At 50.2% G+C, this 17,984-nt stretch carries 12 protein-coding genes and 1 pseudogene; 6 read left to right on the plus strand and 7 right to left on the minus strand.

Going from position 1 to position 17,984, the window contains the following annotated elements; translation table 11 throughout:
• Positions 1-74: 74 nt before the first annotated feature.
• The 3 genes from EHN13_RS10775 to EHN13_RS10785 all read left to right on the plus strand — a co-directional run bounded on the left by EHN13_RS10775 (position 75) and on the right by EHN13_RS10785 (position 2,982).
• Positions 75-1,616: a peptide MFS transporter gene (locus EHN13_RS10775; protein ID WP_124021375.1), complete on the plus strand. Its 1,542-nt coding sequence runs from the start codon at positions 75-77 to the stop codon at positions 1,614-1,616.
• 63 nt (positions 1,617-1,679) lie between these two features.
• Positions 1,680-2,714, plus strand: a complete 1,035-nt coding sequence (locus tag EHN13_RS10780; RefSeq protein WP_124021376.1) for a Gfo/Idh/MocA family oxidoreductase — start codon at positions 1,680-1,682, stop codon at positions 2,712-2,714.
• A gap of 52 nt (positions 2,715-2,766) precedes the next feature.
• A complete protein-coding gene (locus EHN13_RS10785; protein WP_048210932.1) occupies positions 2,767-2,982 on the plus strand; it encodes a zinc ribbon domain-containing protein in 216 nt (71 codons plus the stop codon).
• Here EHN13_RS10785 and xseA read toward each other — a convergent pair.
• The gene (xseA, locus tag EHN13_RS10790) at positions 2,979-4,352 is read right to left on the minus strand and encodes an exodeoxyribonuclease VII large subunit (RefSeq protein ID WP_124021377.1); all 1,374 of its coding nucleotides are present in this window, start codon (positions 4,350-4,352) and stop codon (positions 2,979-2,981) included. The two genes, EHN13_RS10785 and xseA, sit on opposite strands and share 4 nt — an antisense overlap.
• Positions 4,353-4,510: 158 nt before the next feature.
• Between xseA and guaB the strand changes: the two genes are divergently transcribed.
• Together guaB and guaA are read left to right on the plus strand one after the other, a co-directional pair.
• A complete protein-coding gene (guaB, locus tag EHN13_RS10795) occupies positions 4,511-5,977 on the plus strand; it encodes an IMP dehydrogenase (RefSeq protein ID WP_048210934.1) in 1,467 nt (488 codons plus the stop codon).
• 63 nt (positions 5,978-6,040) lie between these two features.
• Complete coding sequence (gene guaA / locus EHN13_RS10800) at positions 6,041-7,618, plus strand: glutamine-hydrolyzing GMP synthase (protein WP_124021378.1); 1,578 nt, start codon at positions 6,041-6,043, stop codon at positions 7,616-7,618.
• Between the two features lie 944 nt (positions 7,619-8,562).
• On the opposite strand, the gene EHN13_RS10805 is transcribed toward guaA, so the two are convergent.
• From EHN13_RS10805 to EHN13_RS10820, 4 genes and pseudogenes are all read right to left on the minus strand, one after another.
• Positions 8,563-9,717 carry a hypothetical protein gene (locus tag EHN13_RS10805; protein WP_061068328.1) on the minus strand — a complete coding sequence of 385 codons (1,155 nt, stop codon included), beginning with the start codon at positions 9,715-9,717 and terminating at the stop codon, positions 8,563-8,565.
• A 33-nt stretch (positions 9,718-9,750) separates the two neighbouring features.
• Positions 9,751-10,440, minus strand: a complete 690-nt coding sequence (locus EHN13_RS10810; protein ID WP_124021379.1) for a YaaW family protein — start codon at positions 10,438-10,440, stop codon at positions 9,751-9,753.
• A 215-nt stretch (positions 10,441-10,655) separates the two neighbouring features.
• Positions 10,656-10,970: pseudogene (locus tag EHN13_RS10815) on the minus strand (mechanosensitive ion channel protein MscS); the annotation flags it as partial.
• Between the two features lie 408 nt (positions 10,971-11,378).
• Positions 11,379-11,582 carry a YfgG family protein gene (locus EHN13_RS10820; RefSeq protein ID WP_071887371.1) on the minus strand — a complete coding sequence of 68 codons (204 nt, stop codon included), beginning with the start codon at positions 11,580-11,582 and terminating at the stop codon, positions 11,379-11,381.
• A 366-nt stretch (positions 11,583-11,948) separates the two neighbouring features.
• On the opposite strand from EHN13_RS10820, the gene EHN13_RS10825 reads away from it, so the two are divergent.
• Entirely contained in the window at positions 11,949-14,219 is a 2,271-nt protein-coding gene (locus EHN13_RS10825; RefSeq protein ID WP_124021380.1) for a bifunctional diguanylate cyclase/phosphodiesterase, read from the plus strand.
• Here EHN13_RS10825 and ppx read toward each other — a convergent pair.
• Both ppx and ppk1 read right to left on the minus strand, forming a co-directional pair.
• Positions 14,199-15,740: an exopolyphosphatase gene (gene ppx, locus EHN13_RS10830; RefSeq protein WP_061068325.1), complete on the minus strand. Its 1,542-nt coding sequence runs from the start codon at positions 15,738-15,740 to the stop codon at positions 14,199-14,201. The two genes, EHN13_RS10825 and ppx, sit on opposite strands and share 21 nt — an antisense overlap.
• 4 nt (positions 15,741-15,744) lie before the next feature.
• Entirely contained in the window at positions 15,745-17,811 is a 2,067-nt protein-coding gene (gene ppk1 / locus EHN13_RS10835) for a polyphosphate kinase 1 (protein ID WP_048210939.1), read from the minus strand.
• Positions 17,812-17,984 lie beyond the last annotated feature (173 nt).

A 17,984-nucleotide genomic window follows, 5' to 3' on the forward strand; every position in this document is an offset into this window, starting at 1 on the left:
ATCGACCAGCTACGTAACTGGCCGGCGTACATCACGGTGTTTACAAGCACACGACATATCTTTTCGGGAGAATTATGCAATCCTCTGTTAATCAAAAAGAAAGCCGAACTTTCTTCGGTCATCCTTATCCGCTCGGCTCATTGTTCTTTACTGAGATGTGGGAGCGTTTTTCGTTTTATGGCATTCGTCCGTTACTGATCCTGTTTATGGCGGCTACCGTTTATGACGGCGGTATGGGGCTGGCGCGTGAAAATGCCTCGGCGATTGTCGGTATCTTTGCCGGTACCATGTATCTTGCTGCGCTGCCAGGTGGCTGGCTGGCGGATAACTGGCTCGGCCAACAAAAGGCGGTATGGTATGGCTCCATCCTGATTGCGCTTGGTCACCTGTCGATTGCGCTCTCGGCCATCATGGGTGACAACCTGTTCTTTATCGGCCTGATGTTTATCGTGCTCGGCTCTGGTCTGTTCAAGACCTGTATCTCGGTGATGGTCGGCACGCTGTATAAAAAAGGCGATGCGCGTCGTGATGGCGGTTTCTCGCTGTTCTATATGGGCATCAACATGGGCTCCTTCATCGCGCCGTTGATCTCCGGGTGGCTGATTAAATCTCATGGCTGGCATTGGGGTTTTGGAATCGGTGGCATCGGGATGTTGGTCGCGTTAATTATCTTCCGCGTATTTGCTGTTCCGGCGATGAAACGCTACGACAGCGAAGTCGGGCTGGACTCTACCTGGAACAGCCCGGTTGTGAAGCGTAACGGTGTGGGCACGTGGCTGCTGGCGCTGGCAGTTGGTGTAGCAATTGTTGTTACCCTGATTGCGCAGGGAGTGATTGTGATTAACCCGGTCGCGGTAGCCAGTGTGCTGGTGTATGTGATTGCGGCATCCGTAGCCCTCTACTTCATCTACCTGTTTGTCTTTGCGGGGCTGAACCGTAAAGAGCGCGCCAGACTGTTGGTCTGCTTTATTCTGCTGGTTTCCGCGGCCTTCTTCTGGTCGGCATTTGAGCAAAAACCAACGTCGTTTAACCTGTTCGCTAACGACTACACTAATCGTATGATCGGCGATTTTGAAATCCCGGCGGTGTGGTTCCAGTCGATCAACGCGCTGTTTATCATCTTGCTGGCACCAGTGTTCAGCTGGGCGTGGCCGAAACTTGCCAGCTTGAACATTCGCCCGAGCAGCATCACCAAGTTCGTTATCGGTATTCTGTGTGCCGCAGCGGGTTTTGGCCTGATGATGCTGGCAGCGCAAAACGTGCTGAATAATGGTGGTGCAGGCGTTTCGCCATTCTGGCTGGTGGGTAGTATTCTGATGCTGACGCTTGGCGAACTGTGTCTGAGCCCGATTGGTCTGGCAACCATGACGCTGCTGGCGCCGGAAAGAATGCGTGGACAGATGATGGGTCTGTGGTTCTGCGCCAGTGCGCTGGGTAACCTGGCCGCGGGTCTGATTGGTGGCCATGTGAAGGCTGACCAACTGGATATGCTGCCGGATCTCTTCGCGCGCTGTTCGATTGCGCTGCTGATCTGCGCTGCAGTACTGATCGTCCTCATTGTTCCGATTCGTCGCATGCTGGAGAATACGCAAACTAAACCGGTGACCAGCGCCTGATAACACCTCGATTGTGCCGGGGCAGACGTTATGTCCCGGCCATTTAATTTTCGAGGTAAGAACATGCTGTTTGGGTTTGTTGGACTTGGCGCAGTCGTTGAAACGGCATACTTGCCTGCATTACGTAACATGTTCGGTGATTCACTACGCTGCGTGGGATTTGACGTTCAACCCGCAAAACAGCCAGCAGGCGTGACGCGTTGTACATCGCTCGAAGAACTGCTTACTCAGCCTCTTGATACCCTGTTTATCACGACCGCATCCCTACATCATCTTGAGGTGCTTGAACAGGCCCTGGCCTCTCCCATCGCACGTATCGTGGTTGAAAAACCTATTGTCGCCACGCTTTCCCAAATTGAAAAACTGAAAATGCTGCTGGTTCAACCCGGTGTTGCTGATCGCGTGCTGGCGCTAGACCACTGGATGGCGCGCATCGAAACGGTGAAGCGAGGGTTGGTCAGCACTTTTGCCGAGATTGTGAAAATCGAAGGTTTCTTGCAGGAGCCAAGCGGGTTTAACACCGCAGGGGAGCCGATAGCGCTTAACTTTGCCACCGGTGAACCGGACACGCGTGAACTTCGCCACCCGGATGGCGTGATTCTGGATATCGGTACGCACGTGTTAGCAATGCTGCGGGAAACGGTACGGTATCTGGGAGGGAATAATGAGATGGTGCTGCGGTTAGTGAGTGCTAAAGACCGTCTGGGGCGTGATATCCCCCAGAGTGACCTGACCACGGCAGAGGGTGAAGCTCATCTTCAGGGGCAGATTAGCGGCATACCGCTGGATATCTGGCTGAATAAGTACGCGGGTCCAACTGGCGGTCAAAAAGGTTTGCGTCTGTATCTGAGCGATGGTCGTATCATCAGTCATGATCGGCGCGGTACAGAAGATGTACTGGAAGTGATTGACGGTGATGCTGTGCGTCGCTGGAAGCTTCCTGGCACGATTTATGCCCATTGTCTGGCGGAACATATTCTGGGGGCGCAAAGTCTGTTTGAACGCAACCCACAGGAGGTGAGGCGCACAACGCAGCGCAGACTGGAGGAGGTTGAACGATTACTCACCTTGCAGCAACAGCTGCGTGGCCCACACTAAGCGTATCGTGGTAAAATTAGCGCAGAGCTGAACGCCCTTTATAGGAGTTACCATGTCAATGAACTGCCCGGAATGTCACGCAGAACTGGAACAGCAAAACGGTGTGGCGCACTGTGAAAACTGCAAAAAAGTTATTCCGTTAGAAGCGCGCTGTCCGGAGTGCCATCTGCCACTGCAAGTGTTAAAAGCCTGCGGCGCAGTGGATTATTTCTGTCAGAACGGCCATGGCCTTATTTCGAAAAAACGCGTGGAGTTTGCGCCGGTTTAATCCGGCTTTTTCTTACGCGTTTTCTTTGCCGCCGTTACGCCTTTCACTTCGCTCTCTACCCAACCATCTGACAGTCGGGTGGTGAGAACATCACCGGCCTTCACTTGTTTGGTTTGCTTCAGCACTTTGCCGTCTGTCGCGGTAGTGACGCTATAGCCGCGCGCCAGCGTTGCCAGTGGGCTGACGGCTTCCAGATGCGTGACCGCATTGCCGAAACGTTCGCGTTGCTGGCTGACGCGCGAGCGAATATTTTCCGCCAGTCGGTATTCCAGTTGCTGAATACGTGTTTGCGCGCGGTGAATACGCGGCTGCGGGGTTTGCTGATTCAGACGCTGCAGCATGCGCTGTTGACGCTGATTTGCCTGTTTAATCTTATTCTCAAGAGCGGCGTTCATTCTCTGACTTAGTCGTTCCAGCACGGTCTGCTGACGGGCCAGACGCAGCTGCGGATGCTGCTGTTGCAAGCGGTGATTAAGCTGGGTAAATCGGCGAGTTCGGTTGGCGAGATAGTAATCCATCGCCATTTCCAGACGTTGCTGACCCTGCTGAATTTGACGCAGCAGTTCAAGCTGGTTGCGGCTGACAATTTCGGCCGCCGCAGATGGCGTTGGCGCGCGCAGATCGCCAACAAAATCAGCGATGGTCACATCGGTTTCGTGGCCGACGGCGCTGACGACTGGAATCCGGCTGGCAAAGATCGCCCGCGCTACCCGTTCGTCGTTAAAGCTCCATAAATCTTCCAGCGAGCCGCCACCACGACCGACAATCAGTACATCACACTCGCCCCGCGCGTTCGCCAGCGCAATGGCGCGCACAATTTGTCCTGGCGCATCATCGCCCTGGACGGCGGTTGGATAGATAATCACGGGCAGGGAAGGGTCACGACGCTTCAGCACGTGGAGAATATCATGCAGCGCGGCGCCGGTTTTAGAGGTGATGACCCCAACGCAGTGCGCAGGTGAGGGGAGCGGCTGTTTGAACTGTTGGTCAAAGAGGCCTTCGGCCTGGAGCTTCGCCTTCAGTTGCTCGTATTTCTGCTGCAACAACCCTTCGCCAGCTGGCTGCATGCTCTCGACGATTATCTGGTAGTCCCCACGCGGCTCATACAATGTAATGTTAGCGCGTACCAGTACCTGCTGCCCGTGCTGTGGGCGGAACGTTACCCGGCGGTTGCTGTTGCGAAACATCGCGCAGCGAACCTGAGCGGTGTCATCTTTGAGCGTAAAATACCAATGACCCGAGGACGGCTGAGTGAAATTGGAGATTTCACCGCTGATCCACACTTGCCCCATTTCTTGCTCAAGCAGCAAACGAACCGTCTGATTCAGGCGGCTTACGGTAAAAATTGAGGTGGTCTGAGAGGATAACATGTGAGCGGGATCAAATTCTAAATCAGCAGGTTATTCAGTCGAAAGTAACATGCTCACAGAGGAGCGCAAGGTTTTTTGCAAAAAGTGTGGATGCAATCGGTTACGCTCTGTATAATGCCGCGGCAATATTTAATAACCTCCCAGGTGAGATATTGCCCATGCTACGTATCGCAAAAGAAGCCCTGACGTTTGACGACGTCCTCCTCGTTCCCGCTCATTCTACCGTTCTGCCGAATACTGCTGATCTTAGCACCCAGTTGACGAAAACCATTCGCCTGAACATTCCTATGCTCTCCGCGGCAATGGACACCGTGACGGAAGCGCGCCTGGCAATTGCCCTGGCCCAGGAAGGCGGCATCGGTTTTATCCACAAAAACATGTCCATCGAGCGCCAGGCCGAAGAAGTTAAACGTGTGAAAAAACACGAATCTGGCGTGGTGACCGACCCGCAGACCGTTCTGCCAACCACCACGCTGCGCGAAGTGAAAGAACTGACCGAGCGTAACGGTTTTGCAGGCTACCCGGTTGTGACTGAAGATAACGAACTGGTCGGCATCATCACCGGTCGTGACGTACGTTTTGTGACCGATCTCAGCCAGCCAGTGAGCGTTTACATGACGCCGAAAGAGCGTCTGGTGACCGTTCGCGAAGGCGAAGCGCGCGATGTCGTGTTTGCCAAAATGCACGAAAAACGCGTTGAGAAAGCGCTGGTTGTTGATGACAGCTTCCACCTGCTCGGCATGATCACGGTTAAAGATTTCCAGAAAGCGGAACGTAAACCTAACGCCTGTAAAGACGAGCATGGTCGTCTGCGCGTTGGCGCTGCTGTCGGTGCGGGTGCAGGTAACGAAGAGCGCGTTGATGCGCTGGTTGCCGCGGGCGTTGACGTACTGCTGATTGACTCCTCTCACGGTCACTCTGAAGGCGTACTGCAGCGTATTCGTGAAACTCGCGCTAAATATCCTGATCTGCAGATCATCGGTGGTAACGTGGCAACTGGCGCTGGTGCTCGCGCACTGGCGGAAGCCGGCTGCAGCGCGGTGAAAGTCGGTATCGGCCCAGGCTCCATCTGTACTACCCGTATCGTTACCGGCGTAGGTGTACCGCAGATCACCGCTGTTTCTGACGCGGTTGCAGCGCTTGAAGGCACCGGCATTCCGGTTATCGCCGATGGTGGTATTCGTTTCTCCGGCGACATCGCGAAAGCGATTGCTGCAGGTGCTGCTGCAGTCATGGTTGGCTCCATGCTGGCAGGTACCGAAGAATCCCCGGGTGAAATCGAACTGTACCAGGGCCGTTCTTACAAATCATACCGCGGTATGGGCTCTCTGGGCGCGATGTCCAAAGGCTCCTCCGACCGTTACTTCCAGAGCGATAATGCCGCCGACAAACTGGTCCCTGAAGGTATCGAAGGCCGCGTAGCGTATAAAGGTCGCCTGAAAGAGATCATTCACCAGCAGATGGGCGGGCTGCGCTCCTGTATGGGGCTGACCGGCTGTGGTACTATCGACGCGCTGCGTACTCAGGCTGAATTTGTCCGTATCAGCGGTGCGGGTATCCAGGAAAGTCACGTTCATGATGTGACCATCACCAAAGAGTCCCCTAACTACCGCATGGGCTCCTGATAAGTTTCCGCGCCCGGCTCTGTGCCGGGCGAATTTGTTTCACTTGCCTCGGAATTAGCGTCAATGACAGACAATATTCATAAACATCGCATTCTCATCCTCGATTTCGGATCGCAGTACACTCAGCTGGTCGCACGCCGCGTACGTGAGCTGGGCGTCTACTGTGAACTGTGGGCATGGGATGTTACGGAAGCACAAATTCGCGAATTCAACCCAAGCGGTATTATTCTTTCCGGTGGTCCGGAAAGTACCACCGAAGCAAACAGCCCGCGTGCGCCAGAGTACGTGTTCAATGCCGGCGTGCCGGTGTTCGGCGTTTGCTACGGCATGCAGACCATGGCAATGCAGCTCGGTGGCCATGTTGAAGGGTCTAACGAACGTGAATTCGGCTATGCGCAGGTTGAAGTTCAGACCGACAGCGCGCTGATCCGTGGTATCGAAGACTCCCTGACTGCAGAAGGCAAACCGCTGCTGGACGTGTGGATGAGCCACGGCGATAAAGTGACCGCCATTCCGGAAGGTTTCGTGACTGTTGCCAGCACCGACAGCTGCCCGTTCGCCATCATGGCGCATGAAGAAAAACGCTTCTACGGTGTGCAGTTCCACCCGGAAGTCACCCACACCCGTCAGGGTATGCGCATGCTGGAGCGCTTTGTGCGCGATATCTGCCAGTGTGAAGCGCTGTGGACGCCGGAAAAAATCATCGACGACGCTGTTGCCCGTATTCGTGAGCAGGTTGGCAATGACAAAGTGATCCTCGGCCTGTCTGGCGGCGTTGACTCCTCCGTTACCGCAATGCTGCTGCACCGCGCGATTGGCAAAAACCTGACCTGTGTCTTCGTCGATAACGGTCTGCTGCGCCTGAACGAAGCCCAGCAGGTCATGGATATGTTCGGTGACCATTTCGGCCTGAACATCGTTCACGTTGAAGGCGAACAGCGTTTCCTGGATGCGCTGAAAGGTGAGAACGATCCGGAAGCCAAACGTAAAATCATCGGTCGTGTGTTCGTTGAAGTGTTCGATGAAGAAGCACTGAAACTGGAAGACGTTAAATGGCTGGCGCAGGGCACTATCTATCCGGACGTGATTGAATCCGCGGCTTCCGCCACCGGTAAAGCGCACGTTATCAAATCTCACCACAACGTGGGCGGCCTGCCGAAAGAGATGAAGATGGGTCTGGTTGAACCGTTGCGTGAACTGTTCAAAGACGAAGTGCGTAAGATTGGTCTGGAGCTGGGCCTGCCGTACGACATGCTGTACCGTCACCCGTTCCCGGGCCCGGGTCTGGGTGTTCGCGTACTGGGCGAAGTGAAGAAAGAGTACTGCGACCTGCTGCGTCGTGCGGATGCTATCTTCATCGAAGAACTGCACAAAGCCGACCTGTACAACAAAGTCAGCCAGGCGTTCACCGTGTTCCTGCCGGTACGTTCCGTTGGTGTGATGGGCGATGGCCGTAAGTACGACTGGGTTGTTTCCCTGCGTGCAGTAGAAACCATCGACTTTATGACCGCGCACTGGGCGCACCTGCCGTATGACTTCTTAGGCCGCGTTTCCAACCGCATCATCAACGAAGTTAACGGTATCTCCCGCGTGGTGTATGACATCAGCGGTAAGCCGCCGGCTACCATTGAGTGGGAATAAGCCGATAACCCTTTCTGAGTTTTCATGAACAGGTAAAAATGCAATCAACCCTCTGTTTTTACAGAGGGTTTTTATTTATGTGTATTCATGAATTTTCTATGTGGCCGTATCGCCCACCGGACCTCGCTTGCTGCGAAGAAACGTGATGGTAAAATCTGATCAGAAATGCGGAAACTTTCACAAATTTTACCTTCAATGATATGCGACGAACGGTCTGCATTTTATTGCATGAGGCTGGGGATCCATCAGGCTGGGCAGAAAAGTGCCTCGCGCATGAGCAAAAAGGGTTAAGGGAATCTTGTTGAAATGTTTGCGCTTTCTGTTTCATCAACGCCTAAGTTTAAGCTGAGGTAGCCAAAATTCAGGAGGTATGAGTTGGCATTCCCAATGCTTCCCATTCTGCCCCTCTGTTAGTGCGTAGTGCCCATGTTCTTGGGAAAGATAAAGTTTTATTGATAGCCGTTCGTGCAGCATCCCAAGTCGAGTCATAAAGAAAATCATTTAATAATAATGAATATCCATATTGATTACTTCTAGGAGTCCATGCTCTGCTTATTATTTGAACAAGGTCTTGCGCTCCAAATATTGCATATGAATCCGATGTTGAACTATCTTTTGCTGAAATCCACAATAGTCTTTCGCCGGGAAACAATGTTTATCTTCAGTTAATAAAACCATTTTGGGCAAAATATTCACGGTTAAGGAATGGGATAGGATTAAAAGTTGAATAAGGATCGTTATTACTAAAACTGGATATATTCTTGCAGAATTTATAGCGTATGTTTCAAGTCGATCGCCATTAGAATGGGATTGCCAAATATCAATAATTTGTGGATATCACCGCCAGCACACCTTCATCCTCTTGGTTGGCGAGATGCCGCTGCTCCAGCCGCGACATCTCGTATTGTATAGCCAATTCTTGACGTTTAGTTAGCGTCGGTATGCTAACGCAAAAATCGACCTCTCAGCACCTTATTATCCACAATCTCTAACAATACCTGCGGTGATTGGGCTGCCTGGATGCGTTCGCCGAGTTGTGTAAGTAAAACGTTATCAGTATTAAGTAGGCTATCCGTTTGATTTAGCTTGCGTTCTACCTGTAAGGCATTTGCCTGGGTGCTGCTTGTTCGTTCAAATAATGGCTTCATCTTGCTTAGATGATGGGCGACTTTACGTTTTATTTTTTCCCATTGCTGAAATATGCCGTTGCTGGCATTCAGTTCTTTTAAATATAATTCGCTTGTCAGGACAAACTCTTGGTTGCCGTCATGCTTGATGAACAGGATGAGATTAGCAACTAACAAACATTGCATACCCGTCAGATACTCACGCTGCAACCGTTCAACATTGCTGATTTTCAGTTTGAGCGCTTCCCGGAGATCGTCAGATCCAAACCAACTGGTCGGTTCAAATTGTTCAATTTCTCGATATGCCTGAGTGATATCCTTTTCAAGATGCTTAACCTGCGAGCGCACTTCCTGCGCGCTTTTGGCGAGGTTCAGTAGTGACTCTTTGGTGATAATTTCATTACGGCTCAGTAATAAACCAATAATATTGAGATGTTCATGGAAAGTCTGGATATTCGCGAGGCGCGATTGTTCAAGATGGCCTTTAATCGAATCGATCTTTTGTTCGATGATCCGCAGTCTCTCATTAATATCGGCAAGATGTTTTTGGGCCAGAAGTTGTGACGCGATATTAAAAACCAGGCTGGCATTGACCAGCGACTTCAGATTTTCAGCTTCGTGAAATCGGGCTTGTGCGCCAATTTTGTTGGTGTCTGGATTAAGTACCGCACCGATTGCTCCGCTGCCATCTTTCGCCTGTACCAGTTGGCTGTATTCGAAAGAACAGGTCATTAATTGTGTCGCGTTACCTGCAATGGCAGTGGCGACGGTGGGGACGCTACTGAGCCAGTGATTAAAGAGTGAAATGCTGCTGGGATCCAGTTCCGTCTGTGAGTCCTGTTGCGCAAGATCTTGCCAGTATCCAGGCTGGCTGTGTATTTTCACCAGGGCATTATTTTGCGCGTCGACGATGTCCACTTCGAAGGCCGCTTCTTGCTCAGGTATCTGATTGTTATTCGCTAAAGTTGACATAGGGTGAATTCTGCTCGATTAGTTACGGTATTTTTACTGCGCTATTTTGGGCGAGTGAAGCATGTTGAGCATCGCGATATGAGCAATGAACGGAATTGTCACCCGGTATGCCTCCCCAAGCGTTTGGTTAGCAAGGCTGACCGTACTGACGATAGCAGTGACGGGATGTAAGCGGAGCGCGGTAAATGCCGCTACGCTTGCCGCAGCTGACAGGCCGATAACAACCCCTTTATCGTTTATGCGCAGATTATCCTGCATCTTGAAAAAACCGGAGATAACTTTCGTTTCTGTGCAGCGCTCCCAACGTTCATGATCGGCTAATGACTGCCAGTCATCACCAAACAAACTTAGGACGATTTCCCGTTCTTTTGTGACGTTATTTTTTTTCTTGCTGTCTTTGCCATTGAGCTTTTTATGAACATCGGTTAATAACTCAGAATAAGGCAATGGCTCACTGCGGAAAATATTAACGAGCGAGTGTCCGCCATATTCCTGCAATTCATGTAGCAGATGCCGCAGTCCACGCTTGCTGTAGTCCCGTTCTGCCTTCTCTTCGAGTAGTAAGTCCTTAACGGACGATGATAATGCTACCCGGCCTTTACCGTTGTCTGTCAGAACGTCGACCAGATAGTCAATATGATTGAGGGAGGTTTTTTTCAGTAACGACAGGATATGTGGGTCACATTTGACCGGTTGTTCCATTTTTATGGATTCCTTCATCATAAATAAAGCATAGAAAACGATAGAGAGTATTGTACAGATATGTTGGGGAGGGGAGGAGGTTGTTTTTTGTAGCCTGTAATGTGAGACATGGAAACATGTAACGATGATGATATTTACGGTTTCTTTTTTAGCATTTAATTTTTAAATTTTATCTAAGGATGGGTGTTTAAGCGATTAGTCAACGCTAATGCGGCCCAGCAGAGGGAATAAATATTTTAATCGACAATCTGCAGGTGAGGCTGTGATTGTGATGGGGCGTTTTGAGCACGGCTATCCATCTGCGGATAGGGCAAGTCGATATGGTTGGCATCCATCGCTTCTTTGATGTTTTCCAGCAGATCGTAATAGGTATTCCAGTATTCGCCGTTACGCACCCAAACGCGAACATAGAAGTTAAGCGATGAGGCGGCAAGTTCGCCCAGATGCACGGTCACACCGCGACTCCGATCAACGCGTTCATCCTGCTCGATGATATGCGTAATGACGCGTTTCACTTCCGCAATCCGACTCTGGTAGCCTATGCCAATGATGGCGATAATGAATTTTTGGGAAAAAATGAAAAACTACTCATAGTATTATCCTGTTTGTGTTCAAAAATGGTAACGATTCAAATAAATATTTAATTTTCATGCAAAACATTGATGTATACGTCAGTGATATATGCTGGCGATATTAATTAGCGTCTGTTTGAACTGTATTTGTCTTTTTTATGTCCAGTAAACAAGAACGTAAAAATGAGCGCGAATAGTGCGGTGAAGTGGGATTAAAAGATTGTGCATTTGTGCGAAAAACACGGTCTTTTATCCGATAACTTAGTGCGTGTGGTGGGTAAGACAGCGTATTGTTTCATCGCTCAAATCCCTTACCGGATGGTTAAATGTCAGGCGATTAGCCATCCGGTAAGGAATCTTAAGACAGGGGATCACAGATACGAGCGTTCAGCGTTCGTCAGTTTGAGCAGGAGAAGTCTGTTGCGGCAAGGTGGTCTGCTGGGATTCTTTCTTGTCCTGGTGGTGGTGCCACGCACCGATAGCAGAGTAGACGAAGCGTCCGAAGAAGAAGATGAAGCTGATAAGCAGTACGATCCGGATCATGCGACTGTTAAATCGGTGTCGTTTGCGTAGGCTGGTAACCTGGCTCACAAAAGGTTCCTTAAAGTGTACCCAACCAGTGGGCGATACTTACATTAAGGCACACTAAGAGGGAATGGTCAATTCTTCGTTATGTAAAATTGCATCAACGGTTTTATCCACTTATGTTATGGAAACTAATATTATTATTTGCATTAATAATGAATAAACGATCATAAATAAAGAAAAAGGTAATAATTGATTAATGGGGGATATTTTTTTTGACATATATCAAACCCCGTCGGTTATCCGTAACTAAAATTGATGAGTCATTGTGATGTGTATTACATCATAGTTTTAAAGTCAGGTGGGATGCCTGTCTGAATGCCCTTCACAGAAAATACCCCTACATGATGTGAGGGATTCTACTGAGCATCTATGAAACTCAATAAAAACTATATAAATATTAGAGATAAATGGTGGGCGCTGCCCCTCATCTTACCATCTTTACTGTTGCCGTTATTGAGCACTGCCAATACCTACGCACATATTAGTACCGGTACAGTCATCCTTTTTTACCTGCCTTTAGCGCTGATGATTAGCTTGATGTTGTTTTTTAGTTGGGCGGCACTGCCAGGAATAATCATTGCTATCGGTTGGTACAAATATCCGCAGGTTGGGTTATTTGAAACGCTGTCAATTATTACGCACTTTATAGTTACAGTGGTGCTTAGTTGGGGCGGATATAAAGTTTTTGCTCCCCGGAGAAACAACGTGGCGCACGGCGACTCCCATCTGATGTTTCAGCGAATATTTTGGCAGGTTTTCTGTCCGGCAACGCTATTCCTGATTCTCTTCCAGTTCGCTGCGTTTGTTGGTGTATACGAGAGCAAATCAGGTATGGTGGGCGTTATGCCCTTTAATACCGGAACGTTGATCAACTACCAGGCTATGCTGGTAGGGAACCTTGTTGGTATACCTCTATGCTATTTTATCATCCGAACCATTCGAAACCCGCTGCATATACGGGGCTATTATTCGCAATTAAAGCAGCAATTTGACACCAAAGTAACGCGACCAGAGTTTGCTGTCTGGTTGATAATATTGACTTTATTGATGGCTCTGTTGTGTATGCCGTTAAATGAACAGAGTTCGATATTCAGCACAAATTATACCTTGTCTCTGTTACTGCCCGTCATGTTATGGGGCGCAATGCGTTACGGTTACCGATTTATTTCAATGATATGGACAGTCGTGTTGATAACTGCCATTCATTATTATCAGCGCTATATGCCCTGGTATTCGGGTTACGATACACAACTTGCAATTACCTCTTCGAGTTACCTCGTTTTTTCTTTCATCGTAAATTACATTGCCGTGCTGGCAACGCGTCAGCGATTTGTCACCCGACGCACACATCGTCTGGCATATTTTGATCCGATGGTGCATTTGCCAAACCTGCGGGCATTGAACCGAACGCTGAAAAAAGCGCCATGGTCAGTGCTTTGTTTTCTGCGTATACCGGGCATGGAACTGTTGGTGAAAAACTACGGTATTATGTTGCGTATCCAGTACAAGCAAAAACTCTCACATTGGATAGCGCCGTTGCTGGAACAAGACGAATATGTTTTTCAATTATCCGGTAATGATTTAATACTGCGTTTTAATACTGAGTCACATCAGCAGCGTATTGAAGCGCTGGACAAACATATCAGGCAATTCCGTTTTGTCTGGGATGGCATGCCCCTGCAACCGCAGGTTGGGATCAGTTTTTGCTATGTTCGCTCACCCGTTAACCACATTTATCTGTTACTGGGGGAGTTAAGCACCATCGCCGAGCTCTCGCTGGCAACCAATATGCCGGAGAGTTTGCAGCGACGTGGCGTAATGCACCTGCAGCGGGATCTGAAAGATAAAGTGGCAATGATGAATCGTTTGCAGCAGGCACTGGAGCATGATCGCTTCTTCCTGATGGCACAGCCGATTTCTGGCGTACGCGGCGATATTTATCATGAAATCCTGCTGCGTCTTCAGGGCGATGAAGGTGAAACGATTGCTCCTGATAATTTCTTACCGGTAGCCCATGAGTTTGGCTTGTCATCCAGCATTGATCTGTGGGTCATTGAAAATACGCTGAAATTTATGGCGCAGAATCGGGAGAAAATGCCCGCTCATCGGTTTGCCATTAACTTGTCACCCACGTCGATATGTCGCGCCCGACTTCCGCATGACATCAACCAGCTACTGGTTAAGTACAAGGTTGAAGCGTGGCAGTTGATTTTTGAAGTCACGGAAAGCAACGCCTTAACCAATGCGGAACAGGCACAGGCAACGTTACTGCAGCTGCAATCATTGGGCTGTCAGATTGCAATCGATGATTTTGGTACCGGCTATGCCAGCTATGCGCGGTTGAAAAATGTGAGTGCCGACATCCTGAAGATTGACGGAAGCTTTATCCGTAACATTGTCTCAAATAGTCTCGACTACCAAATCGTGGCCTCGATTTGTCACCTGGCGCGGATGAAAAAAATGTTGGTGGTCGCGGAGTATGTTGAAAGCGAAGAAATACGCAGTGCGGTGATTTCTCTGGGGATTGATTATTTGCAGGGCTATCTGATTGGTGAGCCGCGACCGCTGCATAAAACTCTGGAAGAACAGGTGCCAGTCACGCTGGCACCTGTCGATCACTCACGCAGCGATATCGGGTGAGTTTTCTTCCTCAATTTTAAGGCACCAGCCTGTGACGGCTTCCCAGTATTGCTGCTCTTTTTCCAGATCGAGCAGCACCAGCGCGTTCTGGCTAAACCAGTCGTGCGGGAAGCGTAGCGTCCAGTGGTTATCGTCGGTAATCAACGTTAGCGTCGGCGGCGTAGTGGTTGCCTGGCGCTGGTTGTTGAGCAATACCCCAAGTCGCAACAGCTGAATTAGCGGCAGGAACTGCTTTTTCTTGAACAGCGTAAAGCGGGGTAAATCATCCAGCTTAACCGCTTTACGATGATAGCGAACCAGGGTTGCCATCATCAGCTGTTGCTCCTGGTTGAAACCTGGCAGGTCGCTGTTTTGCAGAATATAAGCCGAGTGGCGATGCAGTCCGCTGTGGTTGATGTTCAGCCCAACCTCATGCAGCATCGCTGCCCAGCGCAGTAACGCTTCCAGTTGAGGATTGGCCAGTTTGGGCTGTTGTGTATGCCACTGGTCGTACATTTGCATGGTCGTTTCCAGCACGCGCCGGGCCTGTTCGCTGTCGATGTTGTACTGGTTTGCCAGGCTGCTGGCGGTACGACTACGAACGTCCTGGTGGCGAAAACGGCCTTCCATCTCATACAGTACACCTTCACGCAGCGCGCCATCGGAAAGCCGGAGTTCACGAATAGCGAGGGCATCAAAAACACCGCACAGTATTGCCAGACCGGGAACAAAAACCGCCTTTCGTTCTTCTGACAGCCCCGGCATGCTGAGTGCCTCAAATGACGCATGCTTCAGGACTTCTGTTGTCAGCTTGTCCAGACGTTCAGGGGTGATAAAACCATCTTTCTCACCCATTTCCAGCAGCACTTCATGGGCTGCTTTGATGGTGCCTGAAGCTCCCAGTGCAACGTTCCAGCCCTGGATTCGAAATTGCCAGGTGAGCGTTTCCAGTTTTTGCGCTGCCGCCATACGGGCGCGCTGGAAGTTTTCCCGGCTGATCGCACCACCCGGAAAGTACATCTGGGCAAAACTGACGCAACCCATACGGCGACTTTCGACCAGTTTAGGCTCGAAATCTTCGCCGATCACCAGTTCTGTTGAGCCGCCGCCGATATCAATAACCAGCTTGCGACCTTTTTCCGGCTGGGTGTGCTCCACGCCCATAAAAATCAGTCGGGCTTCTTCGTTACCGGAAATAATCTCAATCGGGTAGGGGATGACTTTTTCCGCTCGCTTGAGAAAATCTGGCGCATTCAGCGCCTGACGCAAAGTATGGGTTCCCACGATGCATACGCTTGACGGGGGAAAGCCCTGCAGGCGTTCGGCGAACAGCGACAGGCAGCTTAATCCGCGTTCCATCGCTTCTTCGCTTAGCTTGTTATCCGCGCCAAGGCCGTCCGCCAGATGTACGCGTTGTTTCAGTCGCCCGATAATTTGCATTGCGCCATCAACCACGCGGGCAATGACCATATGGAAACTGTTTGAACCAAGGTCGACCGCAGCAAATTCCTGCGGTCGTGGAGACTTGTCGTGTATTGGCATAGAGTTAGTCAGGTTGCTCGAGTGATTTGATGTAGTCGTAAATCGCTAATTGTGACTGAACCTTACGGCGGTTTCCGCGCGGTACGTAGCGATTACTCAGTTCTTTATCAATAAAGCGGGCTTTCACCGTGTCGCTGAACAGGATATCGATAATATCCAGCACGCGCTGCTTAAGGCGTGGGTCAAGAAGCGGTGTGGCAACTTCAATTCGATAATCGATGTTCCTGGTCATCCAGTCAGCAGAGGAGAGATACACCTGCTTATCGCCCCCGTTCTCGAAGATATAGACCCGGTCATGTTCGAGATAGCGGTCAACAATGCTGATGACGCGAATATTGTCACTGATGCCTTCCAGATTCGGGATCAGTGAGCACATACCGCGGATCAATAAATTAACGGGGACACCTGAACATGAAGCCGCATACAGGCGGTCAACCAGCCCTTTATCGACCAGATTATTCAGCTTCAGGGTAATGCCAGAAGGCAACCCTTGCTGTGCATTAGCGATCTCTTTGTCGATCATGCTGTACAGCAGGCGCCGTGAGTTCTGCGGGGAAACCAGCAGATAATCGAACGTTACCGGGCGATACGGGTTTTCGATGAAGTTAAACACCCGACGGACTTCGTTGGTAATGCGTGAATCGGCGGTCAGCAACGAGTAGTCGGTATACAGGCGCGCTGTTTTTTCGTTGAAGTTCCCGGTGCCGATATGTGCATAGCGCACGACCTCATCGCCTTCTTTACGCGAAATCAGGAACAGTTTGGCGTGAATTTTCAGTCCTGGTGCGGAGAAGATGACGTGAACGCCCGCTTCGGTCAAACGCTTGGCCCAATGAATGTTGGCTTCTTCATCAAAGCGCGCCTGCAGTTCCACCACCACGGTGACTTTTTTACCGTTATGCGCAGCATGGATCATCGAGTCGATGATGCGCGAATCTTTTGCCACACGGTAAATGTTGATTTTTATCGCCAGCACACTCGGGTCGAATGAGGCCTGGCGCAGCAGTTCAAGAACGTGTTCAAAGGTGTGATACGGATAATAAAGCAGCACATCGCGTTCACGTACGGCATCAAAGCCGTTACGAAACTTCTCTTTATCGAACCAGATATGGCGCAGACGCGGCAGGGGTTTGTTCACCAGGTTAGCTTTGCCAACGTTGGGAAAGTTAATAAAGTCTTTGAAGTTATGATAACGCCCGCCGGGGACAATGGAGTCGTAGCGAGAGATCGTCAGCTTTTCACGCAGTACTTCAACCAGCGCATTGGGCATATCGCGCTGATAAACAAAACGTACAGGCTCTGCGGTCAGACGCTGTTTCAGGCTGGATGACATCAGTTCCATCAGGCTCGATTCCATCTCGTGCACCAAATCGTATTCGGCATCACGGGTCATTTTCATCGAATAGGCGTTCAGCGCATCGTAATCAAAGAAACCTTTGAAAATGTCGTCAAGGCAGTAACGTAAGATGTTGTCCAGCAGGATCATCGGTTTGCGGCGACGCGGGGTTTCCGGCGGCAGATTCACAAAACGGGGAACCTTGTCAGAAGGGATTTCCAGCAACGCGTAGCGGATTGTATCGCCGCGGATAATTTCCACCGCCAGATAGGTGTAGTCATCTTTCAGAAACTGGACTAAATCCGTCTCGCGGTTAATCAGGATCGGCGTAATGTGCTGACGCAGATATTGCTTGAAGTAGTGGCGTAACCAGCTCTGTTGATTGGCTGATAGCTGACGTTCGTTGATGAGGAAAATCTGGTTGCGCGCCATCTCCAGCAGCAGCTCGTTGTACAGGCCGTCAAATTCCTGATCGGCTTTTAATACCCGAGCCTGGATTTTGCCTAACAGATGGCGGGAGTGAGAGTTTGAACCCTGTTCTTCGCTAATAATGATTCGGCGCTTCAGTTCGGCAAAACGCACCTTGTAAAATTCGTCGAGGTTGTTGGAATAGATGCCTAAGAAACGCATCCGTTCGATCAACGGGTTTGACTTATCAGCAGCTTCCTGGAGTACGCGTTCGTTGAACGCTAACCAGCTGAGTTCTTTCTCGATGTATAGCTTTTCCTGACCCATTACCACTTTTACTCCGTTTCATTCACGGGACACTACCGGTTAATTATGGCGAGCATTGCTCTCAGATGTCCAACTGTGCCAGAAAAATATGACAATAAACCGTCTGATAGCAAAGAGAAAGGGGGAGCGTAGATGAATACCGGAGATGTTAACCGGAAAAGGTATTTATGCCT

It is taken from the genome of Citrobacter youngae, assembly GCF_003818115.1.
Lineage (GTDB): Bacteria > Pseudomonadota > Gammaproteobacteria > Enterobacterales > Enterobacteriaceae > Citrobacter > Citrobacter youngae.

Excerpts from the sequence above, each read along its gene's own strand:
- EHN13_RS10810 (WP_124021379.1), bottom strand. The coding sequence starts at position 10,440 with ATGATGAAGGAATCCATAAAAATGGAACAACCGGTCAAATGTGACCCA.
- EHN13_RS10805 (WP_061068328.1), bottom strand. The coding sequence starts at position 9,717 with ATGTCAACTTTAGCGAATAACAATCAGATACCTGAGCAAGAAGCGGCC.
- ppx (WP_061068325.1), bottom strand. The coding sequence starts at position 15,740 with ATGCCAATACACGACAAGTCTCCACGACCGCAGGAATTTGCTGCGGTC.
- xseA (WP_124021377.1), bottom strand. The coding sequence starts at position 4,352 with ATGTTATCCTCTCAGACCACCTCAATTTTTACCGTAAGCCGCCTGAAT.
- EHN13_RS10775 (WP_124021375.1), top strand. The coding sequence starts at position 75 with ATGCAATCCTCTGTTAATCAAAAAGAAAGCCGAACTTTCTTCGGTCAT.
- EHN13_RS10785 (WP_048210932.1), top strand. The coding sequence starts at position 2,767 with ATGTCAATGAACTGCCCGGAATGTCACGCAGAACTGGAACAGCAAAAC.
- guaA (WP_124021378.1), top strand. The coding sequence starts at position 6,041 with ATGACAGACAATATTCATAAACATCGCATTCTCATCCTCGATTTCGGA.
- EHN13_RS10780 (WP_124021376.1), top strand. The coding sequence starts at position 1,680 with ATGCTGTTTGGGTTTGTTGGACTTGGCGCAGTCGTTGAAACGGCATAC.
- guaB (WP_048210934.1), top strand. The coding sequence starts at position 4,511 with ATGCTACGTATCGCAAAAGAAGCCCTGACGTTTGACGACGTCCTCCTC.
- ppk1 (WP_048210939.1), bottom strand. The coding sequence starts at position 17,811 with ATGGGTCAGGAAAAGCTATACATCGAGAAAGAACTCAGCTGGTTAGCG.
- EHN13_RS10825 (WP_124021380.1), top strand. The coding sequence starts at position 11,949 with ATGAAACTCAATAAAAACTATATAAATATTAGAGATAAATGGTGGGCG.